Annotated in this window: 16 protein-coding genes and 1 tRNA gene; 8 read left to right on the top strand and 9 right to left on the bottom strand. The window is 57.5% G+C overall.

The genetic code is table 11. The features are described from left to right. Positions 1-2: 2 nt before the first annotated feature. The 6 genes from BSY240_RS11280 to BSY240_RS11255 all read left to right on the top strand — a co-directional run bounded on the left by BSY240_RS11280 (position 3) and on the right by BSY240_RS11255 (position 2,463). Positions 3-476, top strand: a complete 474-nt coding sequence (locus BSY240_RS11280) for a UPF0262 family protein (protein WP_069042371.1) — start codon at positions 3-5, stop codon at positions 474-476. 5 nt (positions 477-481) lie between these two features. After that, positions 482-943, top strand: coding sequence for an arsenate-mycothiol transferase ArsC (locus BSY240_RS11275; protein WP_069042370.1), 462 nt, complete (start codon positions 482-484; stop codon positions 941-943). 143 nt (positions 944-1,086) lie between these two features. Next, positions 1,087-1,305, top strand: a complete 219-nt coding sequence (infA, locus tag BSY240_RS11270) for a translation initiation factor IF-1 (RefSeq protein WP_004435948.1) — start codon at positions 1,087-1,089, stop codon at positions 1,303-1,305. A gap of 40 nt (positions 1,306-1,345) precedes the next feature. Then, positions 1,346-1,966: a Maf-like protein gene (locus BSY240_RS11265; protein WP_054149034.1), complete on the top strand. Its 621-nt coding sequence runs from the start codon at positions 1,346-1,348 to the stop codon at positions 1,964-1,966. 2 nt (positions 1,967-1,968) lie between these two features. After that, positions 1,969-2,181, top strand: a complete 213-nt coding sequence (gene yacG, locus BSY240_RS11260) for a DNA gyrase inhibitor YacG (RefSeq protein ID WP_054149033.1) — start codon at positions 1,969-1,971, stop codon at positions 2,179-2,181. A gap of 206 nt (positions 2,182-2,387) precedes the next feature. Continuing rightward, positions 2,388-2,463, top strand: a tRNA-Phe gene (locus tag BSY240_RS11255). A 70-nt stretch (positions 2,464-2,533) separates the two neighbouring features. Here the strand turns inward: BSY240_RS11255 and BSY240_RS11250 are convergent. Beyond that, the gene (locus tag BSY240_RS11250) at positions 2,534-3,625 is read right to left on the bottom strand and encodes a tyrosine-type recombinase/integrase (RefSeq protein ID WP_069042369.1); all 1,092 of its coding nucleotides are present in this window, start codon (positions 3,623-3,625) and stop codon (positions 2,534-2,536) included. Beyond that, the gene (locus BSY240_RS11245; RefSeq protein WP_150127456.1) at positions 3,622-3,846 is read right to left on the bottom strand and encodes a hypothetical protein; all 225 of its coding nucleotides are present in this window, start codon (positions 3,844-3,846) and stop codon (positions 3,622-3,624) included. Before BSY240_RS11245 ends, BSY240_RS11250 begins: the two co-directional genes overlap by 4 nt. A gap of 865 nt (positions 3,847-4,711) precedes the next feature. Here BSY240_RS11245 and BSY240_RS24260 point away from each other — a divergent pair. After that, positions 4,712-5,581, top strand: coding sequence for a hypothetical protein (locus tag BSY240_RS24260; RefSeq protein ID WP_069042367.1), 870 nt, complete (start codon positions 4,712-4,714; stop codon positions 5,579-5,581). 14 nt (positions 5,582-5,595) lie between these two features. Here the strand turns inward: BSY240_RS24260 and BSY240_RS11235 are convergent, their stop codons facing one another. From BSY240_RS11235 to BSY240_RS23980, 7 genes are all read right to left on the bottom strand, one after another. Further along, complete coding sequence (locus BSY240_RS11235; RefSeq protein WP_069042366.1) at positions 5,596-7,548, bottom strand: DNA/RNA helicase; 1,953 nt, start codon at positions 7,546-7,548, stop codon at positions 5,596-5,598. Beyond that, positions 7,545-13,013: a DEAD/DEAH box helicase gene (locus BSY240_RS11230; protein WP_069042365.1), complete on the bottom strand. Its 5,469-nt coding sequence runs from the start codon at positions 13,011-13,013 to the stop codon at positions 7,545-7,547. The genes BSY240_RS11235 and BSY240_RS11230 overlap by 4 nt, the downstream gene beginning before the upstream one ends. Next, the gene (locus tag BSY240_RS11225) at positions 12,982-16,008 is read right to left on the bottom strand and encodes a hypothetical protein (RefSeq protein ID WP_069042364.1); all 3,027 of its coding nucleotides are present in this window, start codon (positions 16,006-16,008) and stop codon (positions 12,982-12,984) included. The genes BSY240_RS11230 and BSY240_RS11225 overlap by 32 nt, the downstream gene beginning before the upstream one ends. A gap of 71 nt (positions 16,009-16,079) precedes the next feature. Then, positions 16,080-16,466 (bottom strand): very short patch repair endonuclease, encoded by a 387-nt coding sequence (locus BSY240_RS11220; protein WP_335622544.1) that lies wholly within the window; start codon positions 16,464-16,466, stop codon positions 16,080-16,082. A gap of 99 nt (positions 16,467-16,565) precedes the next feature. Then, positions 16,566-17,657 carry an MvaI/BcnI family restriction endonuclease gene (locus BSY240_RS11215; RefSeq protein WP_171901569.1) on the bottom strand — a complete coding sequence of 364 codons (1,092 nt, stop codon included), beginning with the start codon at positions 17,655-17,657 and terminating at the stop codon, positions 16,566-16,568. A gap of 103 nt (positions 17,658-17,760) precedes the next feature. Next, complete coding sequence (locus tag BSY240_RS11210) at positions 17,761-19,182, bottom strand: DNA cytosine methyltransferase (protein ID WP_210183758.1); 1,422 nt, start codon at positions 19,180-19,182, stop codon at positions 17,761-17,763. A 541-nt stretch (positions 19,183-19,723) separates the two neighbouring features. Next, entirely contained in the window at positions 19,724-19,963 is a 240-nt protein-coding gene (locus BSY240_RS23980) for a transcriptional regulator (RefSeq protein WP_150127455.1), read from the bottom strand. A 201-nt stretch (positions 19,964-20,164) separates the two neighbouring features. On the opposite strand from BSY240_RS23980, the gene BSY240_RS11205 reads away from it, so the two are divergent. Continuing rightward, positions 20,165-21,055, top strand: coding sequence for a LysR family transcriptional regulator (locus tag BSY240_RS11205; protein ID WP_069042361.1), 891 nt, complete (start codon positions 20,165-20,167; stop codon positions 21,053-21,055). Positions 21,056-21,142 lie beyond the last annotated feature (87 nt).

The following is a 21,142-nucleotide window of genomic DNA, read 5'->3' as shown; positions in this document are numbered from 1 at the left end:
ACATGGCGGCGGGCGACTTCCGGCTCTCAGATGTCGTGCTGGACGAGACCATCGGGCGCTCGACCCCTGATGTCGAGCATGAGCGGGCCGTTGCCATCTTCGACCTGATCGAGGAAAACTCGTTCGAGCCCGCCGGCCATCCTGGCGGTCCCTATCACCTCTTTCTGTCACTGATGGATCGCAAGCTCGTCTTCTCTATCAAGACGGAGACCGGCGAGGATGTCGCCGTGCACATCCTGTCGCTGACGCCCTTGCAGCGGATTATCAAAGACTACTTCATGATTTGCGAAAGCTATTACGAGGCGATCCGCTCCTCGACGCCGTCGCAGATCGAAGCTATCGACATGGGCCGCCGTGGCATCCACAATGATGGCTCCCAGACACTGATGGACAGGCTCTCCGGCAAGATCAAGATCGACTTCGATACTGCACGGCGTCTCTTCACCCTGGTCTGCGTGCTCTATTGGCGGGGCTAGGCTCGATGAGCGAGGGCGCAGACGACAGCCGCCGTCCGTCGCGGCCCGGCGCGGTCCTCTTCATGTGCGGCCAAAACGTCATCCGCAGCCCCATGGCCGAGGCGATTGCGAGACAGGCCCTGCCGTCCGGCACCTGGGTTGCCTCTGCGGGCGTCAAGAAGGGCGAGCGCGATCCCTTCGTCGATGTCGTGCTCGATGAAATCGGCCTGTCGCTCGGCCGGCGCCAGCCCCAGACGCTGGAAGATCTGGAAGACGACTACTTCGACCTCGTGATCACTCTCACGCCGGAAGCCCATCACGCAGCCCTCGAATTGACGCGGTCTTCCGCGGTCGAGGTTGAATATTGGCCGATGCCGGATCCGACCGTCGAAACCGGCAGTCGCGAACAGCGGCTCACCGCCTATCGAGACGTGCGGGATCGCCTGACGAAGCTGATCCGGGACAGGCTGGTTCTAGCCCCGGATTAGCGCCGGTTTTGCCCCTCTTGAAACAAAATCCAAAAGCCGAATCTACAAGGTTCACAAATGCCGGGCGATTGTGTAGTTTCCGCCCACATTTTCAGGGGCCCCTCGTGCGCCCCTCCTAAAACCCCAGGAAAGACAACCACTCTATGGCTAAAGAAGAAGTCCTCGAATTCCCAGGCGTCGTCACCGAATTGCTGCCGAACGCCACCTTCCGCGTAAAGCTTGAAAACGAACACGAAATCATCGCCCATACCGCGGGCCGCATGCGCAAGAACCGTATCCGCGTTCTCGCCGGCGACAAGGTCCTGGTCGAAATGACCCCTTACGACCTGACCAAGGGCCGTATCACCTACCGCTTCAAGTAAACCTTGGGCCAAGACCTTAAGGCTTGAGGAGCGCGTTCGGATGGAATTGAGACAGAAGCTGATTTTGGCCTCCGGGTCGCCGCGCCGCGTGGATCTCCTCAAGCAGGCAGGTATCGATCCCGCACGCCTGATGCCGATGGATCTCGATGAGACTCCGAAGAAGTCGGAGCATCCGCGCTCGCTCGCTCGCCGCCTGTCGGCAGACAAGGCGAGGGCGGCTCATCTGCAGGTGCGCAAGGATCTGACCTGGGGCGATAGCTACATTCTCGCTGCCGACACCGTGGTCGCGGTCGGGCGCCGCATCCTGCCCAAGGCTGAACTGATGCAGGAGGCCTCCTCGGCCCTGCATCTTCTGTCGGGCCGCAGCCACTGGGTCTTCACTGGGGTCTGCCTGATCGCCCCTGATGGCAAGCTGCGCCAGAAGATCGTCGAAACCAAGGTCCGCTTCAAGCGCCTCTCCGGCTACGACATCGAATGCTACCTCGCGTCAGGCGAATGGCGTGGCAAGGCCGGCGCCTATGCCATCCAGGGCATTGCCGGCAGTTTCGTCCAGAAGATCGTCGGATCCTACACCAACGTTGTCGGCCTGCCGCTCTTCGAGACGCTGCAGATGCTCTCGGGCGAGGGCTATGACGTGCATACGGGCTGGACGGAGGGCTGACCATGGCAGACGGAGACGAACAGCGGACCGCCAAGGTCGAGCCGCTGCGCAAGACGCGGCCATGCCCCGAATGCAGCCGTCCCTCGACGCGGGACAATTATCCGTTCTGCTCCGATCGCTGCCGAAATCTCGACCTCTCGCGCTGGCTGAAGGGCTCCTACGCCATCCCTGTTGCCGACGACGAGTCCAAGGCGGACGACGACTACCGCGACTGATCGCTCGCTGGCCGTAAAGCCTGTTCGCGACCTCCCCCGATCCCCTTGTTCTCGTTCACCTTTCAGCGATTTTCACATCTTCTTCAAAAAAGTGGTCGAAGCCGCTGGACATGGCCGAACAAGATGTTATAACCCCGCTCGCTCCCGGGGAAACGCCCCGGCGGTCTTGAAATAAAGACCGGCAGGCTTTGCAAACAAGCCGAGATGCCCGGATAGCTCAGTTGGTAGAGCAGCGGATTGAAAATCCGCGTGTCGGTGGTTCAAATCCGCCTCCGGGCACCATTCCAAGCCCTTGATATGGCTATAGTTTTCGAACATTTCTCATCTCCTTGTTTTCTTGGGTTTGACAGTTTCAGCCAGCCGGTTTGACAACTCTCGTTTTCCGTTTGTTCAATTCTTCCCCGAAATCCGCGACCACCGATGTCGCTTGTCGGGTCATGTCGGCGCGTCTTGAATAATGCTTTGCCATGGCCTCGGTGGCGTGGCCGAGCACCAGCGCGATCGTGCCGTGATCGCGGCCCATCTCGGCAAGGATGGTCGCGACGGTGTGCCTTAGTCCCTTCAACGTCAGGCCCGGCTGGATGGCACCCTCCACCTCGAGCTTGCCCTTCAGCTTGATCCAGTTGGTACTGAAGCCGTGATAGGTCCAGGGCAAGCCCCGGCTGTTGGCGCATAGCGTGACGGCATCGTGTTGAGGTGCATTGGCCATTGCCTCGGCGACCGGTTCGAACAATGGCAGGTAGATTGGTCGTCCAGTCTTGTTGCGACGGGTGTCCAGCCCGGCATCCGAGATCGCCGACCGGGGGAGGCTAAGTGCATCCTGCGGATCGAGCGCGTAGAACATCATCAGCGCGATCGGCAGCTTCATATGGGATGGAAGTGCCGCAAGTACCGTTTCGCGCTCAGCGTCCGTCCAGGGCCTGTTGGCGTCAGGCAGGGACTTCGGTCGACGGGCCGGTTTGACCCGCGAGGCCGGGTTGTCCTTCGTATAGCCGTACTCGATACCCCAGTCGAAGATCACCGACAGTACGGAGCGGACATAGTTCGCGAATCTGAACTTGCGCTGCTCGAGGGCCTTGTCGCGGATCTTCGCGATTAGCGGCGGATTGAAGCGGTCAAGTGGCGTGTCCTCGATCGCCTGCAGGTAGTCGAAACAATTCTGGTAGTCGGCGCGCGTCCTTGGTGCCAGCTCGGTTCTAAACCGGACACTATCCCGATAGCGCGTGATCAGCATGCCGAGTGTGCCAGGCTTTGCCTGCTTCTCTGCCAGGAGCTCGTTGATCCGATGAACTTCCATGTCGAAGGGCAGGCTGTAGGGTTCGAACCTCACGCAGTCGATCTTGTGGCGGGACTTGCGGTGATAGCATCGCCAATGGCCGTCCTTGTCACGGAAGATTTGCCAGCCCTTGTACTTGTTGGTGCGTCTTTCTCTTCCCGTCGTCATCCGAGCCGCCCCACGATTTCGTTGTCGGGGTCGGCGTGCCCGGCCTTTAGGTGGTCGAGCCACTGGTCGAGGTCACGAATGTCATAGCGATCGTCTCCGTCAGCCAGTGCAACCGGTCTGACGGAGCAGATCCGGCTGAAGCGCTTGAGTGGTATTCCGATGTAATCGGCCGCTTGTCGCATCGACATCATGCGGGGCTGAACGACCTTTATGTTCAACATGGTGTTTGTCATTTCGGCAGTCTCCGGTTCCACGTGCTGGTGTCTGTGTGGCGGGACTCATTCTGACCCGCCGGCTCGAATGCGCATTCATAGGAAACAGAGTGCATCGATTTGACAGGGTGTAAATCCGCAAATCTGTCAATCAGACGACAGGGCGTAGGCTATGTTACCCTTTGTTTTCGCTCAGGAATTGTATTTTCGAGAGGAGGCAGGAATGTCGCAATTCGGTGTTTTGGTGTAGAAGCCGCTGTCTGCGGCGACGTTTTTGAACCCTATCGTTTTGTCAATGTGCAGATCTGTTGTTGACGGATCTAAAAGGCTGTGAGTGCCTTTCCATGGCAGGCCACGCTCTGAGCCACCAACGCGTTGCTTTCACGTGCAACTTAAATCGGGTTCAAGTAACGGCGCACGGCGGCCGCGGGCTGCTGCAGCATGCCGGACAAATAACTTGTTGATCGTCTGGACGGCCTGCAGAGGCCGAGGGCAGGCTACCTTTGCAGCTGCCTGATCACGCTATCGTTCCTCTGGTAGTCGATGGCTAGAAGAAGCCAGACGATTAACGCGTTGCCGGCGACCCACATGGTTACTTGGATCGGCCATTGATCGCGCAATTGCATGCAACGCAATATGCTCAGCGAACTGGCACGCGGCGATCTGCTGCTGATTTAGCTCGATGCACATGACATTTAGTCGCGCCGAAACGATAGTCCGTCGTGCGCTTGCACCATCGGGGTCATTCAATCCACAGGCAAGCCCACCGAACGCTAGTTTTCGTCGGACGAATCAAGCCACAGATGAACGGCCGTTTCGAGTAGGCCAGAAACAACTGATGTCCGATGAGCGCCTAAGTGAGTGATAGAAGATTATGTCCATTGAAGAGCATCGCGCCAAAGCCATGAAGGCAATCGTGTCCACGACTACATGGGCCGCATGTTGGCCGCTATGGAAAAAAGAAATCCTGTTGCGCACTGACGGCCTAACGAACGCCGCGAGGATCTACCACCTGGGGTCGCAACTCAGAGAAATCTTCTTCAAGACGACTACGGGAGCCCGGACCCAGAGTGCCGTTTCAGGTGCGGGGATGGCCTGGGAGTGCTTGGTCTGCTGGTACCTGAACTTAGTACTCTCGGGGACAAGGGGCGTTGCTATGAGGCAATCCCGCCAACTGGTGCCAACATGCCTACTCGACGCAACGACTATGACATATGGGTCATACCAGACCAACACGGAGTCAGACCTCTGCGTCATCGTTTATCCCGCAGGTTTTCCATACCCGGGTGCAGGGCGTGGCTATAAGGCCGCGCTCGATGTCGCAGTCGCCAAGGCTTTTGGCGACATCGAACTCGGGATCGTCCAGTGTAAAGCCAATTGGAACGATAACGCGCAAATACCGATGCTGTGGGACATGGTATATCGGGCGTCTTTCGACAAAGGCACGAACATCAAGTTGGGCCGGAACGGATATTCAGTGAAGCACTTAAAAGCGTTCACATACTCTTTCGTGACGACTCCCACACAGAAAAGCGCCTTCAAGTCGACTTCAATGCCTGTCAAGCGGACGAATAATTTGTCAGGCGGCAATTTCTGGGGCCAGCCAACATCTTCCGGCGTCGCCCTTTCGGTTTCGGAGATATTCGTCCGGAATTTCGGCAGCGCATTCGACAGCGACGTAGTGACGAGCATTGAAAAAGCAATAGTAGTGAAGAATGGTCTTTTTGCAGGCGTCGGTCCTTAGGCCAAGGACTAACGCTAGGTAAAGAAATCAGGCAATTTCTTCCGCATGTCAGACAGCACCTGGCCAACCACGCTGCTCGGACAGCAGGTAACCACCAGCGTATCAATCGGGCGCGTAAGGGGGATCATGCACCATCGCCAGGCGATAGCTTCCGGCGACGCACCCGTCGCAAAACCGTCGTGGAGGTCCCGCGCCGCTTGTGAACGTTTTAGCTCCCAAAACTCGTCCAGTCCCTCCAAAACGGTAGTCCAGCCTTCTAGGCCTCGGCAAGAATCATACTGGAGGATGCGAAGCTCTTCCGCCGACCGAGGGAATTGGCGTCGTATGCGTTCGTCCACGGCATCCCAGATGCTCCAGTTTTGCTGCATGAAGGCTTGGCCTAGCCGGCTTGACCTCCGGCCTTCCTTTTCGGTGACCCCGGACGGCGGCACGCAATGAAGGAGATCCAAGGGCATATTGCCCGTCTTCAGCGCAGACGCCATTACATCTTTCTGAAGCTCAGTTGCGTCGCAATAGCTTCCCTCAATGACAATGACCCGCCCTCCGGGCGCATCCCGGTTCACGTCCACGCGCCATGGCAGGCCAACTTCCTCGGCCAGCGCATTAGCAAATACACAGAGATTCGCTTTCATACGCAGTCCACCTTGCAAGTGGCGCTGTCCGACCTTGGGCTGGCCTATGACCGAAGATTTCCAATTGGTGGGGTTGCCACGAATAATCTGCGACATTCCATCGGCTAGGGAAATCCTGTTGCCACCATATAGGCGGCACAGCAAGTCTGCCTCGGGCTGTGGCCAGTCTTGTGCTTCGTCGATCAGGACGGCATCAAAATCAAACTGAATGAAATCCTCGGCCTTTATGGCTTCAATTTCTGCCTCTCCCACCGCGCCTTGGTCGATGTAATCCAGTGCTTCTCGGCATTTCGCTTCATAGGATGAAAAATCTAGCTCCCCGCCCTCGGCAACGCCGAGCCTGCGCAACCAAGAAAACATGAATGACATGACTGTACGGATGGCAAGGCCACCGCCTTCCCCGTCAGCGGGGATGTTCATCAACGCAAGCGTCCGCTGGATATCCGCGGCCAGAGCCGTGTTGTAGGTCAGCAGCAGGCACCTCTTTCCATGACGGACATAGGCTTCGTATGCTGCCTGCAAGAGCAAAATGGTCTTGCCTGTTCCTCCGTGGCCACGAAGATGCACGCGATGTTCGCCCAGAAATTCCGCGAGTTCCCGGGCCTCTGCTGGCCGAGCGGCAATGCGGTCCATCCGCTTGCGATCAAGATCGGAAGGCACCATGGGTATGAGCAAGGGATCATCGATGACCTGCTCCATAACCTCATCATTTGCCGATCGAATGACATGTTCATGTCCGATCTTCGGTATTCCATTGACGGATGCCATGGCCACAAGCAGGTTTGCCGTGGTGAACTGTCCGGCTACTGCGCCTGCGGAAGGATGGATTCGGCCCCGGACTTTCGGGAGCTGGTCGATTCCGCGCAGCATCAGGCATCGATAGACCCATGGATTAGCGTTCGTTGCACCCTGTAGATACTCTAGCAGGGCGTACCTCTGCTCTTCATTCTGGTCCGTCGCGCTCTTCCACCTACCTCCGTACCGGACCATTACACCACCGGCGGCGATTTGCATGCCATCCGCAGTGTGGTCCTTGACTTCTATAGCCGCGACGAAAGACCGTACGCGCACTTGTCCGCCGAGGATGCGATTTCCATCGGCATCGTGGATGACGGCGTTTGTCACGATGTATCGCTTGTTTCTCAGCCGTGCCATGACCACGACGTCTATATCGCTAACCTTGTGCCCCGAAAGCTTCACGTTTGAGGCAATCCTAATCAAGTCCTCCTCTTCCGGAGAAGACTCGATGCCGGGCCAAGTTTGCATAAACGCCTGCTTGATGGCGAGCGCTGCTTCATTTTCAGGACTTCCGGAGATACCTACAAGCTCGATCAAGATTGCAACCTCAAGAAATAGGCCGCACTGCGGGCCGAAAAATCCCTGACGTCAACGAACAAGGGCTCAACGCCACTCGTCCTCAGCTCGTCACGCGCTGATATTTGTTGGGGTTGCAGCAAACCATTCTGTGTATGCCACAATGGATGGCCGAGGACCAATGCGCGACTCCCGGATCGCAAGACCGGCAATCCCTCGCTGCTGTAGTCCCGCTCAACGGACAATCCTGCCCCCTCGCAAATCCGCAGGAAAGCATCGATCGAAGGATCCTCCGCTCCCTCCAACCATCGCTCCAGCTTGAGGGGATTGCCGAGAATCAGGTCAGCAAGGTCCAGAGCCAGCCGCCAATCCAGCATGCCGTGGCTAAAACGGTTGCTGTAATTGCGCAGGCAGTCAGGACATGACCGATCACAGTCATCAGAATGGCGAGGGTGCTCCCACTTTGGCGCGACGCTGCCGTAGAACGCTTTGATTGCGCCCTCCATGTGCGCCGGCTCGGACGCCCAGCGGGCGTAGCCAGCACCATTCTCCAAGGCGTCTGCTACGAAAACTTGCTCAGTTTCACAGGTCGGAACCGCAAGCGGCTGGCGACCCACGCGGAATTCCGAGGGATCGACGTCAAGCGCGGTTGCAAGTGAAAGCTTCACCAACTCAGCAAAAGACGCCATCGCCGCGCGGGCGGAAGGTTGGCCTCGCACATCTAGAACGCCAAGGTTCCCGATCCCCGCTGCTCCTGCGATATGGAAGCTGAGGACATCCGTTGTGAACACCGCGCCAATCGCCCCCTTGTCGAATGGTTGCGTTGTCGGGTCTGGCCACGGCACGGACACCCGGAAAAGGTCGGGATCCCTTACAGCAACCCGATTGTTGATCTCTTGATAAAAATCGTACAGGCGTCCTCCATTGTCATTCACGACAGCGATGGGTCCAGGCCCTATGGCCAGTTTCATCGGACCACATGCGAGATCGCCGTATTCTTGCGGGAAGGCACGGACAGGCGGCGGAAGCGCGGGGCCGCGCTGTCTTTGGCCGTCATAGTCATTTGCCTTGTATGAAGCCAAGAAGCCTTTTGGTTGGTACAGGGAGAAGTTGCGTGACGGCTGCTGGCAAACTCCACAACTCGTGCTGCTGCCATGCGCGATCGCACCGCAAGACGGACTTGTGCAGCGCGTGAACGGCATCGCTTTCCCCAAAGGTTCAGGCTGGTTCTCGATACCTCTGAACCCATCCTTCTTGAAGACGAACCCGCTCGCCGTATTGAGCTGTTTGTCTTTAGGAATCTCAGAGCCGGGAGAGAATGCCCAGACCGCATGATCTAGCGGACGATCACTGATGACGGTTTGCTCGACCTTGCTTGCCTTGAAATCGTCGCGAAACAAGCTGCGTACTTGCGTCGGGAATCCAAACATCGGCATCAGGCCAGCGACCGCCAAGCGGTGGCTCAATTCCTCTTGGATGAAACGGGAATCCTGAACGCACTCATCAATCTCGGCAGGCAAGCTGGTGCGAATATAGTCTACAAGCACTCGTTCCCGGCCAACCAACCCAGTGTGGGCAGCAAGGCGTGCAGCAACATAGTCAACGTCGCTTGCCCCGGCCAACCAAGCTGTAACGGGCTCTCGGTAGATCCCTAGCCACTCGCCCGCCCGGCCAAAATTTCCATGCAGGCTCTCTTCGTTGCGGGTTGGGCCCGGATCCAATTGTCCAAATGCACGGCGTAAGCATTCTGCAGCAAGGACGCGCCGGATGATCTCTGGGCGGGAAAGATCAAGCTGCGGCTGCGGCGGAACATCACCTGTCATTCGTTCCGGATTGTTGAAATAATAGTCGTCGTGGGCAGCGCCACGCGAGATCGTGACAGCATATGAGAATGCCTGTCCCGCACGACCGGCGCGACCCACGCGCTGCTGGTAATTGAAGCGCTGGGGAGGCATGTTGGCCATCAGGACAAGCTTCAAGGAACCGATGTCGACGCCGACCTCCATCGTCGTCGTGACGGATAGCGCCTCTAGTCCATGCGTTGTTATCGTTTCGTCGCCAAGGAAGGCCGTGCCCTTGAACAGCCTTTGCCTGCGTCGCTGCTCGCTCATTGGCTTTGTCTGACCCGTCAGCTCCGCCACGGCCGTGCGATGGGCGGGCTCGCGAGATACCCAGCTATAGTAGTCTTCGCCGGGATTCTCGACTTGGGTGAACTGATGCCCTTGGCAATGCGGTGTCGTGCATGCCTTGACGGGTAGCACCATGGTGAGGCGAGAACAGCTGTCGCACCTAAAGAGCGGCCGTTCCCCAGCCGGAACAATTTTCAAGGGAAGGTTTGTGTGATTGTCCATCCGCAAGAGCCAATTCTCGCTGATGATCCCTCGACTTCCCAGGAATTCACCGATGGTGGCACCTAGCTCGTTTTTATCTCGGTTGAGCAGGCCGGAAACTTTGTCGACATAAGCGGCCACGGCTTGGGGCAGGTTCGTTGAAGTCCTTGTACGCTCGCCGACAAAATGCCGTGTATGACCGAGGACGCGAACAACGTTAGCCAACACCCCGTGCGCAACCTCCTCATCGAGGCCGAGGGCGGGCCCAGCCCTGCCTTCAACCTCGATGGTAGCGATCCGCATGGACTCCATGTCGCGTCCAGCCTTGTCGAACAAGGATTTCGCGACATGAGTTGAAAAATACCCCATGATCCGGCGACGTTCGTCGGCCGCGACGTCGTTGTCCAGAGGCTTCCATTCATCGTTTGGCGGGTCAAAGTAACGCCACCACGGCGTCTTGCCGTCACCCCATTTTGAGCGGCTAGCCTCAGTTCCAGCAGGGTTTTGCCCCAGCCTGATGAGTTCATTGCGCATTGATGTCAGCAGGGACGGCCAGGTCACGGAATTGGCCGCGAGGCTGGCATCATGCTTGGCGATGAGTTCTTTCTCGCTTGTACTTGCAGCGCTGAATTTATTGGCCCTAACGGCATTGAATACGCCAGGTGTCCGCCGCTCTGCCTCGTCTAGGACGCGGCGCACCTCAGGATCAGAATCGGGATCCTTGCCGACGAGTGTCTCAAGCTCTCCACTGGAGGGTACGGCGCGCGGTTGTATGCCTACGAATATTAGCTGGCGGATGAGATCTCGGAAGTGATGAAGCTCCAACCCAGCCGCGAGGTCCGCTGCATCGTCACGACTATCCGTGAACGCAATCATTTTTTCCGCGTCATTGGTATCACTAGTGGCGAACATCACACGGTCCGCCACGAGCTGCGTCGTGACATTCAAACCGGTCCGCAACCCGCGGATCGGCGTTTCAACGACGCCCCTGAAGAAGGTCTTGCTGTCGCGGGAATTGAAGAAGGAACGAGAGCTGCCGCAGCAAGGGCAGTTTTCAGGAAGGGCGGCTATTTTCTCATTGTCAGCAAGATTGCCAGACACGTCGAATACAACGCCACCATCTTCCCCTTGGTTGAGTGTTCCGACGAAGGGATCGAATCGACCTTTCACAAACTGCAACCTGATCGTTTTTTTGCTTGGTGATGTATGAGTCCAGCTCGCATTCCCGGCAGGAATCTTTCCACCGGGCCAGTACCAACGGAATTCGTCGCGGGTGCGCTCAAAGACCTGGCTTGCCTTGCTATTGCCTTCCCCTGCCTTCGTTGCTTCCAGGAATGTAAGCCCTGACAGCCCGCCATCCGTGGACGGCACGACAAAGCCTCCGAGGAAAGCTTCCCCGCAATCATAGCAATAGAGGAGTTCAAGGACTTGCCCACCGCAATTGCACTTCATGGCTGGTGCCTTGAACAGGCGGCCGATCTTGCGCCCTTCCGACCGGAAATTCTCGGGGACTTCCGTGCAAGATGGATTTGAGCACGCCCATATGCCTTGGACCTGACGAAGGAACATGTGGGACCGGAACGTGGGCTTTGGCTCTTCCCACGATCCGCGACCTTCCATCTTCGCGGCAATGAACAACGGCTCAAGGAGATCGGTCCTCGTCTCCTCGCCAAACAGGGCGGCCGATATTGACGACAATGATGCCGGGCGCACCACCGGTTCTTGCTTGCCCGTCGTGGGATTAAAGACCAGTGCCTGGCCGGCAACGCGGCACGCGGAGGCGAGGGCTTCCCTCGGCGAGAAATGACTCGTAATCAAAGCCAGCGCCGCGGTAGCCGCCTCTCCTCCATCGGCGAGGGCCGCAGAGTTTTTTTCGATAACACTTGGATTAACCGGCAGCTCGACATCGAACACTTTCGGATTTCCGGGGTAGATGGCAAACGTCCGGCCGGGAACGCCAAAGAATTGCTCTAGGTATTCCTTGCCCGCTTCACCATCCAAGGAGGCGCTCGTTGCAATGCAGCGCAGCTGCTCGGAATCTGGACCCAAACCGAGGCGATCGAGCATGTTGCGCACAACAAGGGCCACTTCGGTCCCTTGCGTGCCACGGTAGCTATGAAGTTCGTCGACGATGAGCGTGAACTTGTTGTTGCTATCTTGCTGAAGCCAACGGCGCGTGCTCTCGAAGATAGGCGCCTCCACGTCACGCATAAGCATGATGTTCATCATGCTGGTGTTGGTGATGAGGATATCTGGCGGGGACGCGATCATGTCCCAGCGCGTGAGCATTTCCCCGATGCGGGGATCTTGGAATTGGCTGCAAACCTCAAGGACGCCGTCCTCCTTGCGCCCTTCGGCCCGCATGGCCTGCTCGATCGCTACGACCTCGCGTGCAATGCGGTTCACCTCGCGGCCGACCTCGTTGATGCGATTGCGGTCTGCTGCCTTGAGCGCTACCGGGGGAACCCATGTCGAGCCAATGGTCGCGCCAGTGTAGCGTCCAAAGTAGAATAGCGGCTTCCCATGGATGGCCAAGGCGCGCGCTGCCGCTTGGCGCAGTCGTGAGATCTGGTCTTCCACCAGAGCATTCGTTGGATAGAGCACCATCGCGCGCACGGCAGGCGTAACATAAGGTTCCATGCCATCGCGGGCGTGTCGCCAGGTCGCATTAGCCGTGGTCAACTCGCGTTCCCACCAAGGGTTGAGGCCCACTGGTCCCACGCCGTTACGACGCTCCTGCATGAGGCGCGCCAACAGGGGCAACAGGAACGACTCAGTCTTGCCCGAGCCCGTTCCTGAAGTGACGACGACATTGCATCGTCCTTCCTCATCGCCTCGCATGCCCGTGCGCAAGGCCTGCGCTTGGTGTTCCCTCAGCTTGATGCTGGTATCGCCCCCGAAAACGACATGGGCAAGGTTTTTCGCTACGGCCGGATCAAGCCCCGCCTCCCGGCAGGTCTCTTCAATAGGCCTAAGGGACGGATATTGCGGTACTGCCTCGATCAGTGGCTCCTGCGCCATCACTCCGTAGGAGTTTAGGATCGCCAAGCGTTCCGCCATGATGGCGGGATCTCGCATCCAGAACGCGCTGTCATAGTAGCGGCGGTAACCGTCCCGAACATAATCAATGACGCTGGTGGGCGTAGCGTGCTTCATCGCGTGCTTCTTCTTTCTTGTACATGGCATCAAGGACGTATCGGGCAGTCGCGGGATCGACATTGCTGTATTTGAGCAAGCCGTCGGAAATCTCGGGCAATGTTCCAGAGCACGCAACGAGGGCGCGCCCAAGCAGGCCGGGGACGTCGCATCCCAAGGTGGAAAGAAGTGCTCGCTTCTTTCCATCATAAGCGTGGAGCTGGCGCCGCTTGGACCGGGCCGCCATCAGTTTTACGACTTGGTATGGACCGGCCAATCCCCGGCCACTTTCGTCGACAAAGGCATAGGCCTGCCTGCCATCGTTCCATCGATATGCGCCACCCTGCGAACTAATCGCGTTAGTCGTTTCCCAGCGCGCCGTCTGCAGGTTAAAGACCTGCAAGTTAGATTGACGCCCTATCGAGATCGGTATCAGGCAGGAATCGAGATCGCTCCATTCGAGACATGCGCGCGCGATAGCGCGGCCAGGGTGTTGGTTGATGGATATTGGACGTCCCAAGGGGTCCGCGATTCCGTCCAAGGCTCGCGACAATGCCTCGGGAGACAGGCTGTTTATCTCTACATGCGCAGGGACAAATGAGCGGCGCGCCTGCACGATCTCCCCTCCGGCTTTACGCACGGCAGTAAAGATAGACTCAAGCATGGACTGGCAGCGGAAACCGGATAGGAATGCTGACTCTTCGTCGATGAAGCTAACCACGCTGGCGGGTACTGACCAGCGCTGCACAATGTTAGTGCCTGGTCGCAGCTCGATATCCAGCAGGCCTAGCAACGAATAATTATGTGCGATTTCCCTGGCCTGCCATGGCATATCCACCTTGTCGGCTAATAGCGTTTCAAACCGCCCCCAGGAACCTGTGCCAAGGAAACACAAGGCATCAAATAACAAGTCGTGGTCGATGCGGGGAGCCTCGGGGCTGCCGACGCCCGTGAACGTCTTCAAGGGGCGGAGGGTTGGGGCCAAGATGCGCGCCGTGGTTTTCCCGCGATCTACAACGACGATGGCTTGGGCGCAGTCTTTGCACTCCTGCCTTAGCGGGGTCTTCTTAGGCCTGCCAGGCTCCAGCGTCTCGCATAGCCATATGTGGTAGCCACGTTCCGCGCATGTCTGGTTCGCTACATGGTTCAGGATGGGGCTTGTAAGGGTTGCATCCTGCACCTCTTCCCAGTCGCCAGTCGGCAAGTCCCCTTCGACGGGCGAACTCCCTATGTCATCGACGGCGACATTGATCCCTGCAGTGAGCATGCCAGCGACCCGGATGGGGATTTCCTGCCCTTGGCCTTGCGCATGGCTACTTGCTGACACGATCGCAGTGTAGCAGAGGGCATCCCTGCCTTGCCTATCGAGGGGGCGCGGATTGTTGGCATCTCGCAGGAGGATTTCAGTGCTTGCCACGACAGTGGGGCCCTTGCGGCTTTCCAGCCGCAATCCGGGATATCCCTTGGCAGCCCCTCCCGCGATCTCAAGCCGGCATGCCTTGCCAGCATCCTTGGCCCGACCAAGGATTTCGCCTGCCGTGGCTGCGATGGGCATGGCGAAAATTTCGGTAGGTCCAGTGGAAGCCAGGAAACTAGCGACTAGACTGGAACGCGAATGGAAAATCCCCCGTGCAAGTTGGAAGCTTCCCTCAACGACCAGCGCACCCTCGTCTCCGATCGGCACGAGAGCTTCTAGGTCCAAGGGTGGCGTCGAACATGGCTGGCCTAGCCTTGCGTCTTTGTACAAGACCCAATCCGAGGGAAGGCCCGGCAACTCTTGCGACGTCAGCTTTGCGGGCATCTCCAAGGCAGCATCCGACAGATAGGTCTCAACCTTTTTCGGAAAGCTACTGATGTTTCGCACAAGGATAAGGTGAGGCTGGCCAAACGTGACCCGCGTCACTTCAATCCAATAGGGCCCGTCGTTTGCCTTGGCGAGTGGAATGACAAGACGAGGTTGCCAATCAAGGTTCGCTTCCTGACCGGGCACGGCAAAGCTGTACGATCGGCTTAGGCTGCGCCCATCCGCACCTATGGGGCGCGGTAGGATAGTCGCGAAAGTTCCAAAGTCCTCGTTTGCCAAAGCAAATTCCTGCCCGGGCGCCCCTTCGATCGACAGGGGCCGCAAAGGCTCGCTTCGCTCCTCGGTTCGTCCGAGCTGCAAGTCCAACTTCGTTGGACGCGGGAAGCGCGTCACAAAGCTTGCAATCAACGACAGCTTGACTGACCTCTTTCCAGAGGATGCAACGCCTTTGGTGGGCGTGCCGTCTGCGCTACCCCAGTTTGCAAGCTCCGCAACCGCCGTTTCACACACGCGCTGCTGAAGCTCCGGCTTCTGCCAAGCGGCCTTCAAGCGGCGGTTGGGCTTGCTAGTTAGAATCCAGTTTGCCAAATAGTGGCGCATCTCATCTGCGGAGATGGATTCATTTCCGGAAAAACCGTACCGGGCGAAAAGATCATGGAAGAGCTCCCGGTCGCCTGCGCGGACGACAACTTGGGACAGCGCTTTGCCGACATATGTCCACTTGTTGATTGCAGCCGAGGTGGGGCGGCCAAACTCATAGTCGTTTTCAGTCAGCCAGAGGTTCAGCAGTTCCCAAAGTCGATCCGTGGATTTACCGTTGAAACTAAGGACCTGTCGGTCACGCCCCGTAACTTGCGCCAGCCTCAAATAATAATTGTTAGACCCGAAATCCCCCTCGGCCGCCATGAGGGCGGCGGCGTGCGAAAGCGTAAACAGCAAGGCGGTAAATGGCGGTGGCGTCGACCGTGATTTACTCCACCAAATGCGCGCATGGGCATTCATGGCCGCATACGGATCGCCGTGCTTGTCCAACACATTCCCTGCCACGCTGCAGATCTTCTCTTCAAGCCCGTCTTCGTCCTCGCCGAGCATTCCAGCAAGTTCGCGGCGCATCTTCGCATCAAGGGACAGGTAGACCGGCCGCCAGGCAAAGCGCCCGGAGAAGAACAATTCGTTGAGCGCATGGTTATATTTTATGTATGTCGCGCTCAAACCGCCCCCCGCCAGTTTGCATTTCGTAATGTATTGTTTTCTATATCCTTATGAGATCATAGCCGCCCGGCCTATTCAACCCTTAATAGCATCCCCTGCAGCCGTTCCGCGGTCGCTTCGACCTTGGCTTTTGTATTTAAGTCACACTCCCACACGACCCAAACGTCCCAACCCATTTGAGCAAGGCGATCTTGCACTTGTGCATCGCGCTGCACGTTCCTGTCGAATTTCGCCGTCCAAAACGCGGTATTTGACTTTGGCTTGTTCGCGACCGAGCAGCCTTCGTGCCGGTGCCAAAAGCAACCGTGCACGAAGATGACGACCCCATGTTTTTTGAAGACTAAGTCGGGTTTCCCCGGTAAGCGCTTATCGTTCACCCGATACCGAAATCCGCGGCGGTGAAGCGCTCGGCGCAGGGCGAGCTCCGGGGATGTATCACGCGACCGGATGAGAGCCATCCGTGTTGAACGTTCCGCGGGAGTTAGGGTATCGACCATGCCAGCGATCCGAACTGCATCCAGCAGTATCCTAACTTCATTGCTCGTTTAGCGGCCCTATTAGTGTGCGAGCAGATGAACGTCCGCAGGCGGAAATAGCGCATCAAAGTCCGAAGGGTGGATCTTAAACAAGTATCCATGGTCCCGCACCCTCTGCTTTGTGGGCTCCTTCTGCGACATGAGGTAGTCCACGGATATCAGCCCACCTTCAAGCAGCGCGTCGAAATTCCGCACTTTGGGTGCGCGCGTGTGCTCGACTTGTATATAGTGAAATTCTTCGCCAGCGCCACGCCCCCGGCACTGTGCACCAACCCAAAAGGTCTGGGGGTGCTTTTCTGCTAGCCGTTTCCTGAGATGCTCCATCTCCCAAGTGACGACGTGGCGCTTTGCATCCTTGACCACGTCAACATGGTTCTGTTTCAGCCAGTCCCTGCCCGCATCGACCTCCAGTTGGAATCCGAGGGAGTTGGGGCTCGTAGCATTGATTTCATGGTTGAGCCTGAGTTTCCCGGACCGTTGGTAGCCGTAGGTCGAGAGAAGGTTCCATGCCGAATTGATCGGGCTCAACGACCAGTTCGGCACCTGTGAAAACAGCGTCACCCTGTTCGGTTTCTTACCGCGTAGTCTCTTCGCCTTGATCTCGATGCCTTTATAGTCTGGCGCCTTGCTCGCGTTAGCCGCAATACCAAGATGGGTCTCGAGTGTCATGCCGATGCCGGTATCGCCGGGACGCAGCGTCGGAATGAAACCCCTCCGCGAAATCTCTTGGATCATGTCGAGCAATTCGACCACTGCCGGGTCGATGGCCTTGCGAAGCTGCGCTGCGATGGAACCAAGTGGCGTGCTTGCATCATTCAAGGAGGCCGTGATTTCCGGCCTGCTGCAGTTGACCAGATACAGTTCACCGTGATGGATTAACAGGGCCAGCAAATTGAAGGGCTCTGCATAGGTGCCCATCTTGCTAAACCAAATGCGCGGATCGCCATTCTTGGTTTCGGGACGATAGAGCGACACCGTCGTCTCTTCGACGCGGTTGGCGTATACGTAGTAGGCCCGCCGCCCGACTTTGGCATCACTGCCTTTCTGCTGAGCGTTATAGTCGTGAAACTCGAAATCCCGCAGGAAATCGCGAACGGACGCCGTGGCGTCCATTATTGACTTCTTCAGCCCAGTGGGAGTGGGCACAAGGAGCCCAACCTCAAGCTCATACGAATTGAAAAGCTTCAGGGTTTTGCTTATGCCTGTATCGCTTTTCTCAAGCATCCCGACCTAAGGCTTCGTCTAGTATTCGCTTGAAATGCCCACCGACATGCTCGGCAAGGCCGACGGGGACGGCATTCCCGATTTGGGTGTATTTCGGAACTTCGCGTTCAAATACGCCTTCCCGCGGATTACCCGCGCGCCTGATTCCTCCAGTGGTGCGTTTCCCGGCGAACTGGTACCAGTCCGGGAATAGTTGGAGACGAGCCCACTCGCGCACTGTCAGTATGCGTGGCTGCGCAAAGTGAACATAGTCATCCGGGAGCGAGGTCGCGGTAATGTTAGGACCATCCTCGCCCCACTGCGGCTTAAGCAGGCGCTGGGAGAATTTCTTGGTCTTGAAATGCTCAGGTATCCGCCCGTGGTTGCGCAGCATGTACTCGAATTTCGCTACCACGTCCTCTTTATGACGGCTGTATTCTTGCTCGGTTAGGCTCACGTTTTTGCCGCGGTACCACTTAGGAGCCTTGCGCAGCTTTTTCTGTATTTGTGTCCGGGGTGGTCGGAGGTATTTCTGCGTCTCAAACGCACCGGGACCAAATTCCTGCAAATGAAGTTTTGGCGGAACTGAATCGTCAATAAGATCATCTAGCAGGTCAATAAGGTCAGGAAATTGTCCGGGCGCGCCCGCGGGCAGGAACCCGCAAGCGATCGCATCATTCGCATCACGGCCCGGCTCAAGGAACGTACATTTTTCCAGAATGTCCTTCCTTATCCCAACAAGCAGGACACGTGGCCTGTTTTGTGGCACCCCATAATCCTTGGCAAACACCAGCGACCAGCGCACTTCATAGCCTGTGATCTTCCTGAACTCCGCAAGGACATCAGGAAAGATCATGTCGCCTCCATCCCTCGTCCATCTTGAATTCAGCAAGCCGCGAACATTCTCAAACAAGAAAACACGGGGTCGCACGCGCCTTATCACGTCGGCCATCCGGACATAGAGGCGGTTGGAAGGAAGCTCCTTCTTATCCACCGAATAGGAGCGCCTGATGCCTATTCCAGAAAATCCCTGACAGGGAGGTCCTCCCGCCAACACGTCGATGGAGCTGCCCCCTCCAGCTTCGGGACGCGAGCGTTTATCCACCTGGAGGTCGAGCTCGGGGATGTTCGCAAGGTCTGCTACGAGTTGCTCTAGGCGCTGTCCCTTGAGCTCATGGGCGTCGCTGCTGTGGAGGTCACGGTTTTCAGAGAACCGCAATCCTCCAAGTTTATGATGACGGTTCAACAAGTAGCTTGCACGCGCGTCCCCGTCGAGTTCATTGACGAAAACGGGTGTGAACCCCGCGTTCTCGAACCCTAGCGACAGTCCGCCGCACCCAGCAAATAGGTCAATCATCGAATAGATGTTTGAAGTGGGAATAGTGTCTGTTCCCCTGGATCCTATGGTATCCCAGGCCATGTTTCTTTGAAGCATGCTTCCTCGCGGTGAGTCGATTAATCTTCAATGTAGTCCAACGGATGCTGCCGGTCCAGGTATGTTGGCGAATAATCCATAGGGAAATATACCAAATGGAAGCGTGTTTGGGCGGTCGCAAAATTGTTGGAGCAACGGGGTTGAATCGGGAGCTGAGGCCCAGCTGGTGTGTGCACGTCAAGACCTCGATTCTCTTCCAGAAGTAAAGGTGGACCAGCCAAGAAGGCCTCAAGGTTCCACCAGTCGCCACGATCCGCAATCGTCCTCGAAGGCGTGCTCGGTTCTGTCGGTATCGCGGGCCTGTTGGGGGGGGGCGAAGTCATCCTCCACTTCGGTGTGAAGGAATTTGCACTCTGGTTCCCACGAATCTTATGCCGTCGGTTCTAGTTTTTCACTTGCTCAATCTGCCCAAAATTGCCGCAGCCTCTGCCCTCTGCCCTCTGCCCTCTGCCCTCTGCCCTCTGCCCTCTGCCCTCTGCCCTCTGCCCTCTGCCCAGTGCCCAGCTTTATCGATAGGCCGCCGTGAGGCAGTTGGTTCGCTCTACGAAGTCCCTCGATCAAGTCGAAGCCTGGCGCCGGTGTAATCTCCGTTCGTTATTTCGACGCCGTGGGCAGCATAGGCTGCCTTGATCTTTTCCTTAGTGCGTTCAGTTGCCGATCCCGTAGATTCGAAGCGATGCACTGTAGAAAATGCAATCCCGGCGTTGTCTGCCAGATTGCGGACCGACCATTTCAACATCGCCCGAGCGGCCCGATTTGCTTCTGGAGTCAGCTCTGCCATGAAACTTCCAAAAAATGAATACGTGTGTAGCGAAAACGCTTGACCTGTGGCGTCACGGCGTCTATGACTACAACTGTAGGCGTAAGCTATCGATTCGCATAGCTGCGCCTGCTCGCCTGTATCCATAGGTCTATCAGTGTCAGCCTTCAACGAAGTGCCAGCGTCGAGGGCTGCAGGCTTAGCCGTGCACAGGAGCTGCCAATGGAACTCCGCCAACTCTCCTACTTCGTCGCTGTAGCCGAGGAACTCCACTTCGGTCGTGCCGCCATGCGGGTGAACATTGCCCAGCCGGCACTGAGCACCCAGGTCCAGGCGCTGGAGAAGGGGCTTGGGGTGCAGCTCTTAACTCGCTCGACCCGCAAGGTGGAGCTGACGCGGGCAGGGGAGGTGTTCTACGATCGCTGTATCAGGATGTTGGGAGAGCTCGATCTCTCAGCCGAGATGGCGCGTGCGGCAGGAGGCAGGACCATGCGGGAAATCAGGATCGGCACGATCTATCCGGCAACGACAGGGGTACTGCCGGCATTCCTCGCCCGGATCGGCCGGAAGTTTCCCGACATCCGCCTGCATGTCTCGAACGGTTCGACATCGGAAATCATCCGGCAGCTGGAATGCGGCAAGTTGAACCTCGGCTTCATCCGGCCTGTCGAGAACATCGGTTCCTTGCGCTTCTTCTCGATTGCCCATGAGCGGTACCGGCTGGCTGTGCCAACGGGAAACCCGCTCGCCTCGAAGCACGAGGTGACGATCGAGGATTTGAGGGCGGAGAAGATCATCGCCTTCAAACGACAGAACCTGTCCTTCACCGAGCGCTATTTTGCAGAGACCTTCGAGGAGCACGGGCTGAATGACAATGTCGCCTATACCTGTGACGACACCTTCTCGCTGATCACGCTTGTCTCCTCAGGTCTCGGGGTGGGCTTTGCCCCGGAGTGGACGGCAGATCTGCCGGGCAGGGACGTGGTGCTGAAGAAGGTGACGGGGATCGATCTGAAGATCGGGCTTGGTGTTGCCTGGAGCAAGGATGATCCGACGGCCGCCCGTGATGACATCATCGATATTGCCCGGACGCTGGGAAGGCCGGGCAATTGAGGGACGTGGTGTGGGCTACTGCGCTCACCTAGCCCACTGCCTCCTTGAAGCGGAACGCCATGGCCGGGCGAAGTCGGTCCCGCCTGA

The sequence above is a fragment of the Agrobacterium sp. RAC06 genome (genome assembly GCF_001713475.1).
GTDB lineage: Bacteria > Pseudomonadota > Alphaproteobacteria > Rhizobiales > Rhizobiaceae > Allorhizobium.
Note: the sequence above shows the minus strand (reverse complement) of the source record. Positions and strands in the feature narration are given on the sequence as shown.

Coding starts and splice junctions, on each gene's coding strand:
- BSY240_RS11210 (WP_210183758.1), bottom strand. CDS start 19,182: ATGCTTCAAAGAAACATGGCCTGGGATACCATAGGATCCAGGGGAACA.
- BSY240_RS11215 (WP_171901569.1), bottom strand. CDS start 17,657: ATGGACGCCACGGCGTCCGTTCGCGATTTCCTGCGGGATTTCGAGTTT.
- BSY240_RS11275 (WP_069042370.1), top strand. CDS start 482: ATGAGCGAGGGCGCAGACGACAGCCGCCGTCCGTCGCGGCCCGGCGCG.
- BSY240_RS11245 (WP_150127456.1), bottom strand. CDS start 3,846: ATGTTGAACATAAAGGTCGTTCAGCCCCGCATGATGTCGATGCGACAA.
- BSY240_RS11230 (WP_069042365.1), bottom strand. CDS start 13,013: ATGAAGCACGCTACGCCCACCAGCGTCATTGATTATGTTCGGGACGGT.
- BSY240_RS11250 (WP_069042369.1), bottom strand. CDS start 3,625: ATGACGACGGGAAGAGAAAGACGCACCAACAAGTACAAGGGCTGGCAA.
- infA (WP_004435948.1), top strand. CDS start 1,087: ATGGCTAAAGAAGAAGTCCTCGAATTCCCAGGCGTCGTCACCGAATTG.
- BSY240_RS24260 (WP_069042367.1), top strand. CDS start 4,712: ATGTCCATTGAAGAGCATCGCGCCAAAGCCATGAAGGCAATCGTGTCC.
- BSY240_RS11280 (WP_069042371.1), top strand. CDS start 3: ATGGCGGCGGGCGACTTCCGGCTCTCAGATGTCGTGCTGGACGAGACC.
- yacG (WP_054149033.1), top strand. CDS start 1,969: ATGGCAGACGGAGACGAACAGCGGACCGCCAAGGTCGAGCCGCTGCGC.
- BSY240_RS11265 (WP_054149034.1), top strand. CDS start 1,346: ATGGAATTGAGACAGAAGCTGATTTTGGCCTCCGGGTCGCCGCGCCGC.
- BSY240_RS23980 (WP_150127455.1), bottom strand. CDS start 19,963: ATGGCAGAGCTGACTCCAGAAGCAAATCGGGCCGCTCGGGCGATGTTG.
- BSY240_RS11220 (WP_335622544.1), bottom strand. CDS start 16,466: ATGGCTCTCATCCGGTCGCGTGATACATCCCCGGAGCTCGCCCTGCGC.
- BSY240_RS11205 (WP_069042361.1), top strand. CDS start 20,165: ATGGAACTCCGCCAACTCTCCTACTTCGTCGCTGTAGCCGAGGAACTC.